Source organism: Pseudomonas vranovensis DSM 16006, assembly GCF_000425805.1.
Classification (GTDB): domain Bacteria; phylum Pseudomonadota; class Gammaproteobacteria; order Pseudomonadales; family Pseudomonadaceae; genus Aquipseudomonas; species Aquipseudomonas vranovensis.
In genome coordinates this window covers 598,582-616,320 of sequence record NZ_AUED01000002.1, presented here as the reverse complement: position 1 = coordinate 616,320, position 17,739 = coordinate 598,582, and the positions used below count along the sequence as shown (strand labels likewise).

Below are 17,739 nucleotides of genomic sequence, written 5' to 3'. Positions count from 1 at the left end.
AGCGCATGCCATCCTTTCTCGTTTAAAAATATACTTATTTATCAGCTAGTTATAAAAAACGACGATCATTTATTGGACGTATCCTGCACGATCGCCCCGGTTGCCTCGTGCGTTTTGCATGATCAGCCCTGCACCTTGGTCGCCACTTTGAGCATGTCTGCATCCACGCCCCTGACACCGCGGATCTGTCGGGCAACCTCGACCGCGATGGTTTTCTGCTCATCGCTGACCACTTCACCCGACAGCCTGACCACGCCATCCTGGGTGGCGACCTTGATGTTCGGGCCATCGAGGTTGCGGCTATACATGAAACTGGTCTGGACCTTGTTGTTGATCCAGGCGTCGCTCAGTTGCGGATCACTCCTGACCTCCTGCTGCTCTTCTCGCAGCCTGGCCATGTCGGCAGCGCTCAGGCTGATCAGGTTGTTCACCAGAAAGACGCCTTCGGTTGATCCTGCCAGCACGCCTGCCAGCTCCTTGGCCTCGGCGCTGTTGACCTGGCCACGCAGCGTGACCACACCTTCACGGCTTTGTACCTCTATGGGCGATGCTTGGGTACGCGTGCTCCACAGCAAGCGGGCGCGAATGATCGATGCCAGGGTCGCGTCCTCCAGGCGCTGGGCATAGGCACGGCGCTCAAGCGGCTGCTCGACCAGGTCGGCATTGACCTGCAGGTCATTCTGCACTTTGTCTATACCCCGGGTCGCCAGCGCCACTTGCTCGGCGAGTTGCCGTTCGACATCGTTTTCGACCTGGCCTTGCAGGCGTGCCGTTCCTGCCTGCACCTCGACCTCGATCTTGAATGGATTGAGTAACCGGTTGAGCGCCAGGGCGGTTTGCAACGCGCCTTCCAGCCGCGCCTCCTGCCGTGCAGGGGGTTGTGGTTCAGCGGCAGACGCAGCAACCGACAACAATAAGAGCACAGTAGCGGCGACTAACACGGGATGCGGAACGGGCATGGGACAACCTCCGATAGGCCAGAGAATCATTGGACCGCATCCGAAGCGCCAAGGTCCGGCAGCATCTACAACCGCCCTTTATTCAGCCGGTTAGATATGTACGAGGCTAAGGGCTACCATGCAGGGGCAGGAAAGAATCAGAGCGAATCATGCAACTTGCCCGATTTTTCTGACACTAACCAAGATCAATCTCAAAGGAGCGTAGGAAATGGAATCAGCCCAGGAACATCAAGGCCGCATTCTATTGGTCGATGATGAGACTGCCATCCTGCGTACCTTCCGCTATTGCCTGGAAGACGAAGGCTACAGCGTGGCCACCGCCAACAGCGCCGCCCAGGCTGAAACCCTGCTGCAACGCCAGGTCTTCGACCTGTGCTTTCTCGATCTGCGCCTGGGCGAGGATAACGGCCTGGATGTGCTGGCGCAGATGCGCATTCAGGCCCCCTGGATGCGTGTGGTGATCGTCACCGCCCACTCGGCGGTCGACACTGCAGTCGATGCCATCCAGGCCGGTGCTGCCGACTACCTGGTGAAGCCCTGCAGCCCCGACCAGTTGCGCCTGGCCACTGCCAAGCAGCTTGAAGTGCGCCAGTTGTCTGCGCGCCTGGAAGCACTGGAAGATGAGGTGCGAAAACCCAAGGATGGCCTGGACTCGCACAGCCCGGCCATGATGGTGGTGCTGGAAACCGCCCGCCAGGTAGCCAGTACCGATGCCAACATTCTGATTCTCGGTGAGTCCGGTACCGGCAAGGGCGAGCTGGCCAGGGCCATTCATGGCTGGAGCAAACGCGCCCGCAAGGCCTGCGTGACCATCAACTGCCCCTCGTTGACCGCCGAGCTCATGGAAAGCGAGTTGTTCGGCCATAGTCGCGGGGCCTTTACCGGGGCCAGCGAAAGCACCTTGGGCCGGGTCAACCAGGCCGATGGTGGCACCTTGTTCCTCGACGAAATCGGCGATTTCCCACTACCGCTTCAGCCCAAGCTGTTGCGCTTTATTCAGGACAAGGAATACGAACGGGTCGGCGACCCGGTGACCCGTCGCGCCGATGTGCGCATCCTGGCGGCAACCAATCTCAACCTGGAAGACATGGTTCGCGACGGGCGCTTTCGTGAAGACCTGCTCTATCGCCTTAACGTCATTACCCTGCACCTGCCCCCGTTGCGCGAACGCAGTGAAGATATCCTGGCCCTGGCCGATCGCTTTCTCGCCCGCTTCGTCAAAGAGTACTCACGCCCGGCCCGTGGCTTCAGCGATGAAGCGCGTGCAGCGCTGCTCAACTACCGCTGGCCGGGCAACATTCGCGAGCTGCGCAACGTGATCGAGCGGGCCAGCATCATCTGTGCCCAGGAGCGGGTCGAAGTCAGCCACCTGGGCATGGCCGAGCAGCCGGCCAGTAATGCTCCCCGCATTGGTGCCGCGCTGAGCCTGGACGAACTGGAACGGGCGCACATCGGGGCGGTGCTGGCAACCAGTGATACCCTCGACCAAGCCGCCAAGACCCTCGGCATCGACGCCTCGACTCTGTACCGCAAGCGCAAGCAGTACAACTTATGAAGTGGACGATGAAGCTGCGCACGCGGCTTTTTCTCAGCATTTCGGCCCTGATTACCGTGGCCTTGTTCGGCTTGTTGCTGGGCCTGGTCAGCGTGCTGCAGATGTCCAGCGCACAACAGACATTGATCCGCGAGAATGCCGTTACGCTCGACCTTGGCTTGAAACTGCGGCAGAACCTCGGTGAGCAACTGACGTTGATGCTTGATGACTCAGCCAATACCGAGGCATTGGAGCGCCTGCAAGCGCAATTCCAACAGTTGCTCGACGAGGGCACCAGCCATGAGGCAGAAAAAGCCGCCAATGAAGGTTTTGCCCAGGCCAATCAGCATTACCAACACTATCTCCAGGCCTTTCGCGATAGCAGTGTACCGGCGCGCAGCCTGGGCGCCGACCATCCGCTGGGCCAGGCTTTCAATACCCTGCGCGCCGACCTGGTCAACGCCCACAAGCACGCCTTGGAGCACATCAATCAAAGCCAGCAACAGGCCCATGACCGCGCCCTGCTGATCTCCAGCCTGCTCGGTCTGGTGGGCCTGGCCGTGTTGATCCTGGGGTTTGTGACCGCCCACGGCATTGCCCGGCGCTTTGGCCAACCCATCGAAGCACTGGCAAAGGCTGCCGACCAGATCGGCCAGGGCGATTTTGACGTCACCCTGCCTGTGGTCCAGGCCGTGGAAATGAACCAGCTCACTCGGCGTTTCGGCTTGATGGCCGAAGCCCTTCGCAAGCATCAGGCCACCAACGTCGATGAGCTGCTCGCGGGCCAGCAGCGCCTGCAAGCGGTACTCGACAGCATTGATGACGGCCTGCTGATCATCGATCGCCAGGGACACCTGGAGCACATCAACCCTGTTGCCCAACGCCAGCTGGGCTGGGATGACAGCCGCCTGGGCAGCGGCCTGGGGGAAGCGCTGAACCGCCCTGAGCTGGACGAGCAACTGCGCCTGGTATTGCGTGGCGGCAGCCTCGACCGCCCTCCGGAAGACCTGAACCTGGAAATAGATGAAGAACCGCGCTTGCTGGCCTACAGCCTGACGCCCATGTGCCATGCCGGCGGGCAGATTCTCGGCGCTGTCATGGTCCTCCACGATGTCACCGAACAGCGAACCTTCGAGCGGGTGCGCAGTGAATTTGTGCTACGCGCCTCCCATGAACTGCGCACGCCAGTCACGGGGATGCACATGGCCTTCGGGCTGCTGCGCGAACGCCTTAAATTCCCACCGCAATCACGAGAGACCGACCTGTTCGACACCATCGGTGAAGAAATGCAGCGTCTGACCCAGTTGATCAACGACCTGCTCAACTTCTCGCGCTACCAGAGCGGCCAACAGAAGCTGGAGTTGACCCCCTGCGCCGTCGATGACTTGCTGGCCCGTGCATGCGAGCGCTTTGCGGGACCAGCCGCCGACAAGCAGATCGAGCTGAAGATCGAACTGGATACGCCCCTGCCACGCATCCAGGCCGACCCCTTGCAGCTCGACCGTGTGATGGACAATCTACTCGACAACGCCGTTCGGCATACACCAACGGCTGGGCACATTCGCCTGCACGCCAGGCGCCATGACGAGCGGGTAATTATCAGCATCGAAGACAATGGCGAAGGCATTGCTTACGGGCAGCAGGGGCGGATCTTCGAACCCTTTGTCCAGGTCGGTCGCAAGAAAGGCGGGGCAGGCCTTGGCTTGGCACTGTGCAAGGAAATCGTCCAGTTGCACGGCGGACGCATGGGCGTGTATTCGCGCCCAGGGCAAGGCACCCAGTTCTACATGGCCTTGCCCGTCTGAGACCAACAGGCCTCAGGCTTCATCATCGATGCGCCGCGGCGCCATGCGCCGTCCCCGCGTGATCAGTTCCACGAACTGACGGGCACTGAGCGGATGGGCGAACAGCCACCCCTGACCATAGTTGACCCCCTCGCTATTGAGCAGCAGGGCCTGGTCTTCATACTCGATGCCTTCGGCAATCACCCTTAGCTGCAGGGCGTGGGCCATGCGAATGATGTGCGGCGCCACACCGCTGCTGGCGGCATCATGGCCAAGGGCGTCGATAAAGGCCTTGTCGATTTTCAGGCAGTCCACCGGCAGCGTCTGCAAGTACGCCAGGCTGCAGTAACCGGTGCCGAAATCGTCGATCAGCACCTGATGGCCCACCGCGCGCAGGGCTTGCAGGTTGTCGCGGGCAACGACCACATCGATGAGCCCACGCTCGGTCACCTCGAAGGCGATCTGGCTGGCAGATACATGGTGCAAGGCCAGCAGACGCGCAGCGACCCGGCCAATCCTGGGGACCATCACATCGCAGGCCGCCAGGTTGACCGAGATGTAGAGCTGTCGGTTGGCGCGCAGCAGGTGGCCGAGCTGCTCCAGCACGCGTTGCAGGACAAAATCGGTGATCTGGCGGATCTGGCCAGTATTCTCCGCCAAGGGGATGAAGAGGTCGGGACTGGTCAGCGTGCCGTCGGGACGGCGCCAGCGCACCAAAGCCTCCGCCCCCACACAGCGGCGACTGTTGAGCTCGAAAATGGGTTGGTACAGCACCTGCAGCTCGCCCCGGCGCAAAGCCATCTGCAATTCGGAGCTCATGGAGCGACGCTGACGCACCATTTGCAGCACCAGCCAGCCGATGCACCAGGCCAACACGAGACTGCCGGGAAATAATAGCCAAAGCACCCCGTTCATCTTCAGCGGCATGCTGGCCCGTGGCGCGATCAGCACCAGTTGATAGTCCGGCGATTTGGTCGGCATGCGGTAAATCAGCCGATCGGGTAGTTCCAGCAGTGCTTCCTTGGACGTCGGTGGCCACTGCTCCGCCGGGGGCCAGGCCTGCGGCGGCCCGAGCACCGGAACGGCCCGGGTACCGTTGTCCAACACCACCAGCAGGCTGCCTTCCGGCGGCAGGTCGACCACATCGGTGATATGACCACGGGAGGTTGCGACCAGAAACTTGCCGCGCCCAAGCATCAGCGCGGCAAGGTTGTCGTCCGGCTGGGTGGTGGTGTTGAGCCAGTAACTGTAGGTAGGCCCCTCGATATCCGGGGGGCGCAACGGATTGATGATCTGCTCTCCGATCCGGTTGGAGCAAGCGACGGTGCCATCGACATAGGCGGCTTCATAGACGAAGCGATAGCGGAACGCGACCTCCTGCAGCGTCCGTAGCATCGAGGCATCACAGCCGCGTATAGGTTGGGCCTGCAGCTCGTCGACCCCTTCGCGCAGTTGCCCGAAAATTTGCTCGAGGCGCTCGAGAAACCGCTCACCCCTGGCGTTCATCTGCTCGCTTTCGCTCTGCTGCATCTGATGCATGGCCACGCCGATGCTGGCAATAAGCAACAGGATTGCGCTGGCCGAAGCCGCGAGTGAGGCCAGTAACCAGGGGCGGTAGAACACGTGGCGCAGCATGGACAGGGCAGCTGACATCGAGAATCATCCCGTTGAATACCAAGAGGTATAGCAACTGGCGGTCAACTCAGCCTGTCCGTTGGGCGGCGCCTTTCATCGACGGGTGTTGAGCACCTGCAACATGGCCGCTGTCTGGGCGTCTGGCACCCCGTCGAAGCGCTGGGGGCGGAAGCGCATCTGGAACGCTGCCAGCACATGCTTGGTGCTGACGTCGTACACACCGGTCTGCTCGATGGCATAGCCGAAGCGGGCCAATTGCTGCTGATACCAGGTGATGCTGGGCGGGTTGACGTTGAAGCGAGCCTGCTGCTGGGCCACTGCCCGGGCATCGGGCCAAACGCCCAGACCCGCGTCAGCCAGGCGCTTCCAGGGGAACAGGGGGCCGGGATCGAGCTTGCGCAACGGAGCGATATCGCTGTGGCCAATAATGTACCGGGGCTGAATGTTGTTGCGTTGGACGATGTCCTTGAGCAAGGCGATCAGGGCCTGGATCTGCTCTTCGGTGTACGGATGCCAGACGCGCCCGGTCGGTGTGTCGGTGAAGCCCGGGTTGACGATCTCGATGCCGATTGAGCTGGAATTGAGCCAGGTACGCCCGTCCCATTGGCTATCGCCGGCATGCCAGGCACGGCGGTTTTCATCGACCAACTGATAAATGGTCGCCGGCGAATCACCCACCAGGTAGTGACTGCTGACCTCACCGTGGGTCAGCAATTGCAGGGAGCGCTCCAGGTTAGCGTTTGTGTAGTGCAGCACGACGAACTGGATGCGTCCGTCCTGGTTGACCGAAGGGTGGCTACGGTCGATCCGCAGGCCACTGCTACAACCTGCCAGGGTCAGCAGCAGGAGAACAGTAATAAAGGCTTTCATGGGGAAGGGCACATGTGATGATCTGCAATGCAATAGCATAACGTATCCGCGCTGATGCCACTTATCCCTGTTCGACCCGGTTTCTACCCAGATGTTTCGCCCGGTAAAGGGCTTCGTCGGCGCGCTGGAGCACGATGTCGCTACGTTCGCCCGAACGGAACGCACTGATGCCGATCGACAGCGTGATGGTGACGCGCTCGCCCTTGAAATGGAATGGACAGGCTTCTATTGCTGCGCGCAAGGTTTCGGCCAACTGGCAACCTGCCGCCAAGGTTGTCTGCGGTATCAGCATCACGAATTCTTCGCCGCCGAAGCGGGCGATGAAATCCTTGGGACGAAGGCGCTTGCGCAGCACATTGGCAACAATCTTGAGCACCTTGTCGCCGGCCAGGTGACCATAGCTGTCATTGATGCGCTTGAAGTGGTCCAGGTCGAGAATGGCCATCAGCAGGTGCCCACCCTGTTCCTGCCACTGCGCAATCTCCTGATCAACCTGCTCCGCCCAGGCCGCGCGGTTGGGCAGGCCGGTCAGGGGGTCGATCAAGGCTTTTTGCCGCTGCTCTTCCAGGTGTTCGCGATAGCCCATGGCTTCCTGCTCCATGCTCGCCACGCGCTCGGCCAGGCCGTGCAGACGGCTGGCCATTTCCTGCTCGCGCTGATCGCGTTGATGCTTGTGAGCATCCATAGTGCCCAGCAAACCTTCAAGACGGTTTTCCAGGATGTGCTTGAGGCTGTCCAGGTCGGCAGCACCTTGCACGCTGCTTTGCAGACCATCGACTTGCTCGCGCAACTGGTTGTCCAGGTCGCGGGCGGCGGAGGTATTGTCGGCATGACCTTCGCTAGCTTCATGCAGATGGCTCTGGAAGGACTCGAGGCGTTCGTTGAGTTGCTGCAGATAACGCTCGAATTCGTGCTGGCCGCTGTCATTGATCGCCAGCATCAGCACCGCCAGGTCATCGAGCACCGGCAGCAGTTCGTACCAGTTCAGGCCGTGCTCCAGGCGTTCGCGCAGCGACTGGGCCTGAGCTTTGTAGCGCTCGGGCAAGGTCAGGTCGTCGAGCAGGCCGAGCAGGGTTTGTTCGATATGTTCGGCGACGGAACTATAAGTCGGTTCGGTACCGTCCGGCAGGGCGAAGTGAGCTTCCGTGTCCTCAGGCTGGAGGTGGTCAGGTGTTGCCTCTGACTGCGCCTGCGGGCTTGGGTCGACCTCGGCTGCGGCCCCATCAGGGGCATGCTCAAGGATAGACTCGAGCGGCTCGGCATCGGGCTCCGGCACCAGTTGCGGCTCACTCAGCGGATCAGCTTCAAACTCAATGGCTACAGGCGTGTGGGTTGGCACCTGAGGGGTATGCGGATGCTCCGGCGGCAACGGTTGCAGCTCGTCGGCATCAAGCGTCCCGACGTCAAGATCCCTTTCAGGCAACAAGGGTGGAGCCGAGGGCATGCTGGCTCGGAGGGCGACTTCGGCCAGGGCCGGTTGCAGCGCTTCACCCTCTGCTTCCCGAGCACCAAACAAGCGCTGCAACAAGCCTGGACGCGGCGCGTCTTCCGGTCGTTCCAGCGCCGAGAGTGCCTGGTCCTGCAAGCTGCTCAGCTCACCCAGCAACAGCGGCATCTCGCGCGACTGGCTGGCGCGCATCTCGACTTGCTTGGCGAATTTCTTCAGCGAGCGACTGACCTCGCTGGGCAAGGGCATTCGCTGCAGTTGGGCTACCAATGCGGTAAGGGCCGTGCCGACCTGGGCGATGCGGGTTTCGCGGCGCTGCTCGGAATCGAGTACGGCTTTTTCCAGGCGCGGAATCAGGCCGGCGAGGGCTGCATCCATGTTGTCGGTGCGGATGACCTCGCGCATTTCCTTCATGCACTGATCCACAGCGCGGTCGCTGCCTTCGGCGGCCAAGGTGCTGCGCACCAGGCCACGGCGCAACAGGTCGAGGCGGGCTTCCCAACGGCGCTCGAGCTTTTCTTGCTGTTCGATACTCTTGAGGTACTTTTCTTTCCAGCGCTGGGCTTCGTCGGTCATGCCTGGGTCCGCAGAGGGGTGATGGCAATTAGCTCAAAGCGGGCAGCGTATCCACAGCGAGGGCATCAGGCAAACGAATCTCAACCGCGACCGGAAGATGATCGGAAATAGGCCGGGCCAGCACCTCGACCCGCTCCAGGGTCAGGCTCGGGCTGAGCAGAATATGATCAAGGCAGCGCTGCGGCCGCCAACTGGGAAAGGTGGCTTGCACTTGGGGAGCGACCAAGCCCAGGTCGCGCAATGGCGAGTGCTCGAGCAGGTCGTTGGCGTGGGTGTTCATGTCGCCCATCAGCACTTGATGGCGGTAACCGCCGATCAACTCACGGATGTAGGCCAACTGCAGGGCGCGGGTCTTGGAACCCAGGGCCAAGTGCATCATGACTACTACCAGCGCATCTTCGCCTTCGCCAAAACGCACCAGGATCGCACCGCGACCGGCCGGACCGGGCAGGGGGTGATCTTCGAGCAATTGGGGCTTGAGTCGGCTGAGGACGCCGTTGCTGTGCTGGGCAAAGCGCCCGAGGTTACGATTGAGCTGCTGATACCAGTAGGGGAAGGCACCCAATTGGGCCAGGTGCTCTACCTGATTCACATACCCGGAGCGCAGGCTGCCACCGTCGGCCTCCTGCAGCGCCACCAGATCGAAGTCGCCCAGCAGCTCTCCGATTTTCTGCAAGTTGCCGGCACGCCCATTGTGCGGTAGCAAGTGCTGCCAGCTCTTGGTCAGGTAGTGCCGGTAACGCTCGGTGCTGATACCGACCTGGATATTGAAACTGAGCAGCCGCAGCCGGCCATCCTCTGGCAGGCCATTGGCCTGCAGGTGATGTTCGTTGACTCGCGGATCGTGCAAGCCAACGCCTCGCTCAGTTCTCCACCGGCGCATGGTAGGCGCCGCTTACTTGGCGGCGCGCTCCTTGGCAATCAACTGGTCGGCGACATTCAGGACACCTTGTGGGCCTTGAGCGGTGCCAAGGTCAAAGCGGTACTTGCCGTTTACGACCATGCTCGGAACGCCGGTGATTTCGTACTTCTTCGCCAATTCCTTGGCTTTCTGCACCTGGCCTTTGATGGCAAAGGAGTTGAAGGTCGCGAGGAACTTCTCCTTGTCGACGCCTTGGGTAGCGAGGAAGTCGGCCATGTCTTCAGGCTTGGTCAGTTGCTTGCGTTGATTCTGGATGGCATCGAACACGGCGGCGTGTACGTCATGTTCCACACCCATCGCCTCGAGTGTCAGGAACATCTGGCCGTGGGCATCCCATGGGCCACCGAACATGGCCGGAATGCGCTTGAAGTTGACATCGGCGGGCAGCTTCTCGGCCCACGGATTCACAACCGGCTCGAAGCTGTAGCAGTGCGGGCAGCCGTACCAGAACAGCTCGACCACTTCGATCTTGCCAGGTACCGACACCGGTACCGGGTTGCTCAGCTCGATGTACTGCTTACCGGCCTCGATAGGCTCTGCGGCCTGCGCGGTCATACCGAATACGCTGGCGGCGACCAGCGTGGCGCTGAGAATCAGATTACGCATGCTTCACTCCTGAGCAGACTATTTGGTCGCCTCGACGCGACCTGTCGTAGGACAGGTCGAGGCGGGCCCGAGTTCGTTAGTGTAACGGCAGCGGGCACAAAAAAGGGCGGCCAAAGCCACCCTTTTCATCTTCACGCCGCAGTATTAACCCTGCGTTAACGTTACTGCGCGGATCAGTGCAGACCCTGGATGTAGCTGGACAGCGCTTCGATGTCCTTGTTGCTCAACTTGGAGGCGATGGTGCGCATGGTGGTGGCATCGCCATCGTTGGTGCGGTTGCCTTCGCGGAAGTCGGTCAGTTGCTTGGCGACGTAGCTGGCATGCTGGCCACCCAGGTGCGGGAAGCCGGCCAGGGCGATGCCCGCGCCGTTAGGCGAGTGACAGCCGGTGCAGGCTGGCAGGCCTTTTTCGACGTCGCCGCCATTGAACAGTGCGCGGCCGCGCTCGACCAGCTTCGGATCCGCCGCACCCACGCTGCCTTTCTGGCTGGAGAAGTAGGCGGCGATATCGGCCAGGTCCTGGTCGCTGAAGGCGGCCAGCATACCGGTCATTTCCAGCACGGTGCGCTTGCCCGACTTGATGTCGTGCAATTGTTTTTCCAGGTACTTTTCACCCTGGCCTGCAAGTTTAGGGAAGTTCGGCGCCAGGCTATTGCCGTCCGGATTGTGGCAGGCGCCACATACAGCAGTTTTGGCCTGACCAGCAGCGGCATCCCCTTTGATAGGCTCTGCGGCAGAGGCAACACCGGTGATGCCCAAGGTCAACAGCAGACTCACGAGTAGTTTGTTCATCAGCTAATCCAACTACGGCTAAGGGTGAAAGAGTTATGTATCGGGACTCTGGCTCATCCACTGGATGATCGCCTGGAAGTCCTCGGCACTGCAGTCCATGCACAATCCACGCGGCGGCATAGCCTTGAAACCCTGGGTGACATGCACCACCAGTACCTCCATACCCTGCGCCAGCCTTGGCTCCCAGGCTCCACGGTCACCCACCTTCGGTGCCTGTGGCAGCTGCCCGGCGTGACAAGCCGCACAACTGCGGTTGTACAACGCCTCGGGATCCTGTGTAGCCTGAGCGCTGAAAAACGGTATCAAGACACCGACAACAAGCAGCCATTTCGTCATGCGAACGACCTTTCAGGGTTGGGGGCTGCACTGCGTTCTAATGCGCAAGCTTGAATCCGAAGCCCCCGTGCACATCCTCCTACGCTGGGATAATGCGCACACAAAATCTGGGGCATTATATACTCCCGTTACTGAAACGGAAACGACACCGCTTGCCGAGCCAGCCTCTGGCAACACCCACACCGGATATCCCATGCAAGTCAAAAACCCCATCCTCGGTCTCTGCCAACAGGCCAAATTCGCCCTCAGTGCTGCCAAGGTCGACCAATGCCCGGATGACCAGGGCTATGAAGTAGCCTTCGCCGGCCGCTCCAACGCCGGCAAGTCCAGCGCCCTGAATACCCTGACCCACGCCAGCCTGGCGCGCACCTCGAAGACCCCGGGGCGCACTCAGCTGTTGAACTTCTTCAGTCTGGACGATGAACGGCGTTTGGTCGACTTGCCGGGTTACGGTTATGCAAAAGTGCCGATCCCGCTCAAGCAGCACTGGCAGAAGCACCTGGAGGCCTATCTGGGCAACCGCGAGTGTCTCAAGGGCCTGATCCTGATGATGGATGTGCGCCACCCGATGACCGACTTCGACAAGATGATGCTCGACTGGTCCCAAGCGGCCGGCATGCCGATGCACATCCTGCTGACCAAGGCCGACAAGCTGACCTTTGGCGCAGCCAAGAACACCTTGCTCAAAGTGCAGTCGGAAATCCGCAAGGGGTGGGGCGATGCCGTGACCATCCAACTGTTCTCGGCGCCCAAGCGCCAAGGCCTGGAAGAAGCCTACGGGGTGCTGGCCAAGTGGATGGAACTGGCCGACAAGCCCGCAGAATAAGGGCTGCCCGGTAAACGCCGGGCAAAAAAAACCCCGGACTTCGTATGGGGAGGGGGAAGTTCGGGGTTCAAGTTCCGGACCGCTAGGGCGGGGTCCAGATATCTGCCAACACTTAACACAACATAGGAGCATCGAAGGGCTTCACCAGCCATTCAGTTACTCTGAGTCGCAGTTCACCGGTTTAGTTCCGGACGTTTAAAAACTATTTGCGATAAGAGAGGAATTTCTTTCCCGGCCGGGAAATATCACCCCGCAAGCCGCGACGATATGCCGCAGCTTTTTTCCGATTTTCGCCACTTTTTTAGTGCGCTTCGTCCCAGTTTGCCCCTACTCCGACCTCTACCAGCAGCGGAACATCCAGTTGAGCGGCATTGCTCATGTAGGGACGAATCTGTTGGCGCACCTGGTCGACCAAGTCTTCACGCACCTCCAGCACCAATTCGTCATGGACCTGCAGGATCACCCGGGCATCGAGGCCGGACTCGGTGAGCCAGTTATCCACAGCCACCATGGCGCGCTTGATGATGTCGGCGGCCGTGCCCTGCATCGGCGCGTTGATGGCTGTACGCTCGGCGCCCTTGCGCAGGGCCGGGTTCTTCGCGTTGATCTCCGGCAAGTACAGCCGGCGGCCGAACAACGTCTCGACAAAGCCTTGCTCGGCGGCCTGGGCGCGCGTGCGCTCCATATAGGCCAGTACCCCAGGGTAGCGGGCGAAGTAGCGGTCGATGTAAGCCTGGGATTGCTTGCGATCGACACCAATCTGCTTGGCCAGGCCAAAGGCGCTCATGCCATAGATCAGACCGAAGTTGATCGCCTTTGCGCTGCGCCGCTGGTCGGTCGTGACATCGCCAAGCGCCACACCGAACACCTCGGCCGCCGTGGCACGGTGTACGTCCAGGTCGTTGCGGAAGGCATGCAGCAAGCCTTCGTCCTTGGCCAGGTGGGCCATGATGCGCAGCTCGATCTGCGAGTAGTCCGCTGCCAGCAGCTTGTAGCCAGGCGCCGCGACGAACGCCTGGCGGATGCGGCGGCCTTCGGCGGTGCGGATCGGAATGTTCTGCAGGTTCGGATCACTGGACGACAACCGGCCCGTAGCCGCCACCGCCTGCTGGTAAGAGGTATGGATGCGCCCGGTGCGCGGGTTGATCTGCTCCGGCAAGCGGTCGGTGTAGGTACTTTTCAGCTTGCTCAGAGAGCGGTACTGCATCAGCACTTTGGGCAAGGGGAAATCCATCTCGGCCAGTTCCGCCAGCACCGCTTCGGCAGTGGAGGCCTGGCCTTTGGCGGTCTTGCTGAGCACCGGCATGCCGAGTTTGTCGTAGAGAATGACGCCGAGCTGCTTGGGCGAACCCAGGTTGAATTCCTCACCGGCGATCTCGAACGCCTCGCGCTCCAGCTCAACCAGCTTGTCACCCAGCTCCACGCTCTGGATGCCCAACAGGTTGGCGTCTACCAGCGCACCTTGGCGCTCGATCTTGGCCAGCACCGGCACCAGCGGCATCTCGATGTCAGCCAGTACCGGCTGCACACTCGGTACCTTGGCCAGCTTCTGCTGCAGCACCTGATGCAGGCGCAGGGTCACGTCGGCGTCTTCGGCGGCATAGGGGCCGGCCTGCTCCAGAGCGATCTGGTCGAAGGTCAGCTGCTTGGCGCCCTTGCCGGCAATGTCCTGGAAACCGATGGTGGTGTGGTTCAGGTACTTGAGCGCCAGGCTGTCCATGTCGTGACGGGTGGCGGTGGAGTCCAGCACATAGGACTCGAGCATGGTGTCGTAGGCCACGCCCTGCATCAGGATACCGTTGGCAACATCGCCACCGATGGCGCAATTGGCCAGGATGTTCATGTCGTACTTGGCGTTTTGCCCGACCTTGAGCTTGGTCGGGTCTTCCAGCAGCGGCTTGAGCGCCAGCAGAACGCTGTCGCGGTCCAACTGCTCGGGCACCCCCATATAGGAATGGGTCAGCGGTACGTAGGCTGCTTCATGGGCCTGCACGGCGAACGACAAGCCCACCAGTTGAGCCTGCTGCGCATCCAGCCCGGTGGTCTCGGTGTCGAAGGCAAACAGCGGCGCCTGGCGCAGTTTTTCCAGCCAGGCATCAAAGCGAGCCTGATCGAGGATGGTTTCATACCGGGCTTCGACCACAGGCTCAGGCTCGTCGGCGATGATCTCCTGGCCTGCGCGTTTTGCCTCGCGCTGGACTTCATCGATCCAGCTCTTGAACTCCATTTCCGAGTACAGCTCGAGCAGGGCCTCGCGATCCGGCTCGCCGCACACCAGCGCGTCGACTTCCACGTCCAGTGGCACGTCGATCTTGATGGTCGCCAGTTCGTAGGAGAGGAAGGCCGCATCGCGGTGTTCTTCGAGTTTGGCCGGCAGCGTCTTGGCGCCACGAATGGCCAGCCCCGGCACCTTGTCGAGGTTTTCGTAGAGGTCGCGCAGACCGCCACCGATGCCGGTCAGCAGGCCCACGGCCGTTTTTTCGCCCACCCCCGGCACGCCTGGGATGTTGTCGACCTTATCGCCCATCAAGGCGAGGAAATCGATGATGTGCTCAGGACCGACACCGAATTTCTCATGTACGCCAGCCACGTCCAGCACTGTGCCGGTCATGGTGTTGACCAGGGTAATGTGGCCGTCGACCAGCTGTGCCATATCTTTATCACCCGTGGAGATGATCACCGGGCGTCCAGCGGCGGCACTGCTGCGGGCCAGGGTACCGATCACATCATCGGCTTCGACGCCTTCGACGCACAGCAGCGGATAGCCCAGGGCACGAACGCTGGCATGCAGCGGTTCGATCTGTACCCGCAGGTCGTCGGGCATGCTCGGCCGGTTGGCCTTGTACTCGGCGAACATCTCATCGCGGAACGTACCGCCCTTGGCGTCGAACACCACGGCGAACAGGCTGTCCGGGTACTGCTTGCGCAGGCTCTTGAGCATGTTCAGCACGCCTTTGACCGCACCGGTCGGCATGCCCTTTGAAGTGGTCAGCGGCGGCAGCGCGTGAAAGGCACGGTAGAGGTATGAGGAACCGTCCACCAGGACGAGGGGAGCTTGGCTCATGTGCAGAATCAACCTTTTCGACGGGCCCGGCGCTAGAATGTCCGGAACATTGACGACAAAGGGACAAGGTTATCATGCGTACACTAAATCGCCTGTTGCTGCTCGGCCTGTTGGCGGTCACGCCAGCCGTCACCCTGGCTGCGGATGACGCGCCAACGGCCGATCCAGATGTAACCATTCGCACGGAAGGCGATAAGACCATTCAGGAATACCGTCAGAATGGTTTTCTGTATGCCATCAAGGTCACGCCGAAAGGCGGTAAGCCGTACTTCCTGGTGCGCGCCGATGGTTCGGAGGGCAACTTCATCCGCTCCGACCAGCCGGACATGCTGATTCCCTCGTGGAAAATCTTCGAGTGGTAACGCGTACCCCTAACATCAACCTGGCACTTCCCTGCAGAAGTGCCCGTATGGGCAATTTTTGATCATGTCAGTCTTCACCCCCCTGACCCGGCCTGAGCTGGAAACCTTTCTGGCGCCGTACGGCCTGGGTCGCCTGCGGGACTTCCAGGGCATTGCCGCCGGTACCGAGAACAGCAACTTTTTCGTCAGCCTCGAACAGGGTGAGTTTGTGCTGACACTGGTCGAGCGCGGGCCAATCCAGGACCTGCCGTTCTTCATCGAACTGCTCGACGTGCTGCATGAAGCAGACCTGCCGGTGCCCTATGCCTTGCGTGGCAACGACGGCGTGGCGTTGCGCGAGCTGGCCGGCAAACCGGCGCTGCTGCAACCACGCCTGCCGGGCAAGCACATCAAGGACGTCAACAACCAGCACTGCGTTCAGATCGGCGAACTGCTCGGCCACCTGCACCTGGCTACCCGCGACAAGGTGCTGGAGCGCAAGACCGACCGTGGCCTGGAGTGGATGCTGGAGACCGGCGCCGAGCTGATGCCGCGCCTGAACCCACAGCAACGCCCGTTGCTGCAGGCTTGCCTGGGCGAAATCGAGGAACACAAGGCGCAGATCATGGCCCTGCCGCGGGCCAACCTGCACGCCGACCTGTTCCGCGACAACGTGCTGTTCGAAGGCACGCACCTGACCGGCCTGATCGACTTCTACAACGCCTGCTCCGGGCCAATGCTCTATGACCTGGCCATCACCCTCAACGACTGGTGCTGCGACGCTGCCGGGAAGATCGACGGCCCACGGGCGCGGGCGCTGCTGGGGGCTTATGCGGCGCTGCGGCCGTTCACCTCGGCCGAGGCCAACCTGTGGCCGGTGATGCTGCGCATTGCCTGCGTGCGGTTCTGGCTGTCGCGCCTGATTGCTGCAGAATCGTTCGCCGGGATGGACGTACTGATTCACGACCCGGCCGACTTTGAAGTGCGCCTGGCAGCACGCCAGCACGTGGAAATTGCGTTGCCGTTTGCCTTGTAAAGCCATCGCGGGGCAAGCCCGCTCCTGCATGCAGGAGCGGGCTTGCCCCGCGATCAGGGCGCTACAGTTTCTCCAGGCACCCCGCCAAATCGTTCCCCAGCGTCTCCAGCAATTGCTCGTACCCCTGCGCACTGACCGGCGCCGTCCCGCCCAACGCATCCAACTCAGCCAGCGTAACCGGTAGCCCGGCCGTCAAGGTTTCGGCCAGCCGTGGGCGCAACGGCGGCTCGCTGAATACACAGGTCTTGCCCACTTCCTGCAGACGCTTGCGCATCGCCGCCACGTGCTGGGCGCCCGGCTGCACTTCGGCCGCCACACTGAACACACCCGTGTGCTTCAAGCCGTAGGCCGACTCGAAATAATCAAAGGCCTCATGAAACACGAAGTAGGGCTTGCCACTGACACCGGCCAGGCGCTTCTTCAAACGCGCATCCAAGGCATCCAGACGCTCGCCGAAGGCCTTCAGGTTGCCCTGGTAACGGGCGGCATTGGCAGGATCGGCAGTGCTCAGGTCGCTGGCCATCTTCGCGGCGATCACCCGGGCATTGACCGAAGATAGCCACAGGTGGGCATCCAGGCTGCCAGGACGATGATCGTGATCATGCTCGTCGGCATTGTCGTCGTGATCGTGGGAATGGCTGTCTTCACCAAAGTGGCGCAACTGCAGGCCCGACAGGCCCTGCACGGCAACGCTCGACTTGCTGCGGCCCTTGAGTACCCGCGGCAGGAAACCTTCCATGTCAGGACCAATCCAGTACAGCAGGTCGAAATCATTGACCCGCCGTACGTCGGAAGGACGCAACGCATAGTGATGCGGGGACGCCCCCGGTGGGAGCAGCACTTCAGGGCTGCCTACGCCCTCCTGAACCGCCGCAGCGATCTGTTGCAGCGGCTTGATGCTGGTCAGGACACGCACTTCGGCCTGTGCCTGGGCCATCACCAGGGTGGCGATAAAAGCGACAAATAGGGCAAAAAATCGGGACACGATGACCACTCAAAGGGGCAGGAACAG

The 17,739-nt window shown here is 61.3% G+C and carries 15 protein-coding genes; 5 read left to right on the top strand and 10 right to left on the bottom strand.

Annotated features, from left to right (window positions below):
* Positions 1-122: 122 nt before the first annotated feature.
* Positions 123-959, bottom strand: a complete 837-nt coding sequence (locus H621_RS0106820) for a BON domain-containing protein (RefSeq protein WP_051270467.1) — start codon at positions 957-959, stop codon at positions 123-125.
* 208 nt (positions 960-1,167) lie between these two features.
* Here H621_RS0106820 and algB point away from each other — a divergent pair, with 208 nt between their 5' ends.
* Together algB and H621_RS0106810 are read left to right on the top strand one after the other, a co-directional pair.
* Positions 1,168-2,514 carry a sigma-54-dependent response regulator transcription factor AlgB gene (algB, locus tag H621_RS0106815; protein ID WP_028942656.1) on the top strand — a complete coding sequence of 449 codons (1,347 nt, stop codon included), beginning with the start codon at positions 1,168-1,170 and terminating at the stop codon, positions 2,512-2,514.
* On the top strand, positions 2,511-4,298 hold the full coding sequence (locus H621_RS0106810) for a KinB sensor domain-containing domain (protein WP_028942655.1): 1,788 nt from the start codon (positions 2,511-2,513) through the stop codon (positions 4,296-4,298). Before algB ends, H621_RS0106810 begins: the two co-directional genes overlap by 4 nt.
* A 12-nt stretch (positions 4,299-4,310) precedes the next feature.
* Here H621_RS0106810 and H621_RS0106805 read toward each other — a convergent pair whose 3' ends face one another.
* From H621_RS0106805 to H621_RS0106775, 7 genes are all read right to left on the bottom strand, one after another.
* Positions 4,311-5,930 carry an EAL domain-containing protein gene (locus tag H621_RS0106805; RefSeq protein WP_028942654.1) on the bottom strand — a complete coding sequence of 540 codons (1,620 nt, stop codon included), beginning with the start codon at positions 5,928-5,930 and terminating at the stop codon, positions 4,311-4,313.
* A gap of 75 nt (positions 5,931-6,005) precedes the next feature.
* Positions 6,006-6,782: an N-acetylmuramoyl-L-alanine amidase gene (locus tag H621_RS0106800; RefSeq protein WP_028942653.1), complete on the bottom strand. Its 777-nt coding sequence runs from the start codon at positions 6,780-6,782 to the stop codon at positions 6,006-6,008.
* A 61-nt stretch (positions 6,783-6,843) separates the two neighbouring features.
* Complete coding sequence (locus H621_RS0106795; RefSeq protein ID WP_028942652.1) at positions 6,844-8,805, bottom strand: GGDEF domain-containing protein; 1,962 nt, start codon at positions 8,803-8,805, stop codon at positions 6,844-6,846.
* A 28-nt stretch (positions 8,806-8,833) separates the two neighbouring features.
* The gene (locus tag H621_RS0106790) at positions 8,834-9,688 is read right to left on the bottom strand and encodes an endonuclease/exonuclease/phosphatase family protein (protein WP_028942651.1); all 855 of its coding nucleotides are present in this window, start codon (positions 9,686-9,688) and stop codon (positions 8,834-8,836) included.
* A gap of 12 nt (positions 9,689-9,700) precedes the next feature.
* Positions 9,701-10,333, bottom strand: a complete 633-nt coding sequence (dsbA, locus tag H621_RS0106785; RefSeq protein ID WP_028942650.1) for a thiol:disulfide interchange protein DsbA — start codon at positions 10,331-10,333, stop codon at positions 9,701-9,703.
* A 173-nt stretch (positions 10,334-10,506) separates the two neighbouring features.
* Positions 10,507-11,124 carry a c-type cytochrome gene (locus H621_RS0106780; RefSeq protein ID WP_028942649.1) on the bottom strand — a complete coding sequence of 206 codons (618 nt, stop codon included), beginning with the start codon at positions 11,122-11,124 and terminating at the stop codon, positions 10,507-10,509.
* 33 nt (positions 11,125-11,157) lie between these two features.
* Positions 11,158-11,460 carry a c-type cytochrome gene (locus H621_RS0106775; protein ID WP_028942648.1) on the bottom strand — a complete coding sequence of 101 codons (303 nt, stop codon included), beginning with the start codon at positions 11,458-11,460 and terminating at the stop codon, positions 11,158-11,160.
* A gap of 193 nt (positions 11,461-11,653) precedes the next feature.
* Between H621_RS0106775 and yihA the strand changes: the two genes are divergently transcribed.
* The gene (yihA, locus tag H621_RS0106770; protein ID WP_028942647.1) at positions 11,654-12,286 is read left to right on the top strand and encodes a ribosome biogenesis GTP-binding protein YihA/YsxC; all 633 of its coding nucleotides are present in this window, start codon (positions 11,654-11,656) and stop codon (positions 12,284-12,286) included.
* A gap of 301 nt (positions 12,287-12,587) precedes the next feature.
* Here yihA and polA read toward each other — a convergent pair whose 3' ends face one another.
* Complete coding sequence (polA, locus tag H621_RS0106765; RefSeq protein WP_028942646.1) at positions 12,588-15,350, bottom strand: DNA polymerase I; 2,763 nt, start codon at positions 15,348-15,350, stop codon at positions 12,588-12,590.
* Between the two features lie 74 nt (positions 15,351-15,424).
* Here polA and H621_RS0106760 point away from each other — a divergent pair, with 74 nt between their 5' ends.
* On the top strand, positions 15,425-15,712 hold the full coding sequence (locus tag H621_RS0106760) for a DUF2782 domain-containing protein (RefSeq protein ID WP_028942645.1): 288 nt from the start codon (positions 15,425-15,427) through the stop codon (positions 15,710-15,712).
* A 64-nt stretch (positions 15,713-15,776) separates the two neighbouring features.
* Positions 15,777-16,727 carry a homoserine kinase gene (locus tag H621_RS0106755; RefSeq protein WP_028942644.1) on the top strand — a complete coding sequence of 317 codons (951 nt, stop codon included), beginning with the start codon at positions 15,777-15,779 and terminating at the stop codon, positions 16,725-16,727.
* Positions 16,728-16,788: 61 nt separating this feature from the next.
* Here H621_RS0106755 and H621_RS0106750 read toward each other — a convergent pair whose 3' ends face one another.
* Positions 16,789-17,712 (bottom strand): zinc ABC transporter substrate-binding protein ZnuA, encoded by a 924-nt coding sequence (locus H621_RS0106750; RefSeq protein WP_028942643.1) that lies wholly within the window; start codon positions 17,710-17,712, stop codon positions 16,789-16,791.
* Positions 17,713-17,739: the final 27 nt, after the last annotated feature.

What these genes read in the sequence shown, in the direction of transcription:
- H621_RS0106795 (WP_028942652.1), bottom strand. Translation starts at nt 8,805, where the DNA reads ATGACCGACGAAGCCCAGCGCTGGAAAGAAAAGTACCTCAAGAGTATC.
- H621_RS0106755 (WP_028942644.1), top strand. Translation starts at nt 15,777, where the DNA reads ATGTCAGTCTTCACCCCCCTGACCCGGCCTGAGCTGGAAACCTTTCTG.
- dsbA (WP_028942650.1), bottom strand. Translation starts at nt 10,333, where the DNA reads ATGCGTAATCTGATTCTCAGCGCCACGCTGGTCGCCGCCAGCGTATTC.
- algB (WP_028942656.1), top strand. Translation starts at nt 1,168, where the DNA reads ATGGAATCAGCCCAGGAACATCAAGGCCGCATTCTATTGGTCGATGAT.
- H621_RS0106820 (WP_051270467.1), bottom strand. Translation starts at nt 959, where the DNA reads ATGCCCGTTCCGCATCCCGTGTTAGTCGCCGCTACTGTGCTCTTATTG.
- H621_RS0106805 (WP_028942654.1), bottom strand. Translation starts at nt 5,930, where the DNA reads ATGTCAGCTGCCCTGTCCATGCTGCGCCACGTGTTCTACCGCCCCTGG.
- H621_RS0106760 (WP_028942645.1), top strand. Translation starts at nt 15,425, where the DNA reads ATGCGTACACTAAATCGCCTGTTGCTGCTCGGCCTGTTGGCGGTCACG.
- yihA (WP_028942647.1), top strand. Translation starts at nt 11,654, where the DNA reads ATGCAAGTCAAAAACCCCATCCTCGGTCTCTGCCAACAGGCCAAATTC.
- H621_RS0106775 (WP_028942648.1), bottom strand. Translation starts at nt 11,460, where the DNA reads ATGACGAAATGGCTGCTTGTTGTCGGTGTCTTGATACCGTTTTTCAGC.
- H621_RS0106810 (WP_028942655.1), top strand. Translation starts at nt 2,511, where the DNA reads ATGAAGTGGACGATGAAGCTGCGCACGCGGCTTTTTCTCAGCATTTCG.
- polA (WP_028942646.1), bottom strand. Translation starts at nt 15,350, where the DNA reads ATGAGCCAAGCTCCCCTCGTCCTGGTGGACGGTTCCTCATACCTCTAC.
- H621_RS0106780 (WP_028942649.1), bottom strand. Translation starts at nt 11,124, where the DNA reads ATGAACAAACTACTCGTGAGTCTGCTGTTGACCTTGGGCATCACCGGT.
- H621_RS0106790 (WP_028942651.1), bottom strand. Translation starts at nt 9,688, where the DNA reads ATGCGCCGGTGGAGAACTGAGCGAGGCGTTGGCTTGCACGATCCGCGA.
- H621_RS0106800 (WP_028942653.1), bottom strand. Translation starts at nt 6,782, where the DNA reads ATGAAAGCCTTTATTACTGTTCTCCTGCTGCTGACCCTGGCAGGTTGT.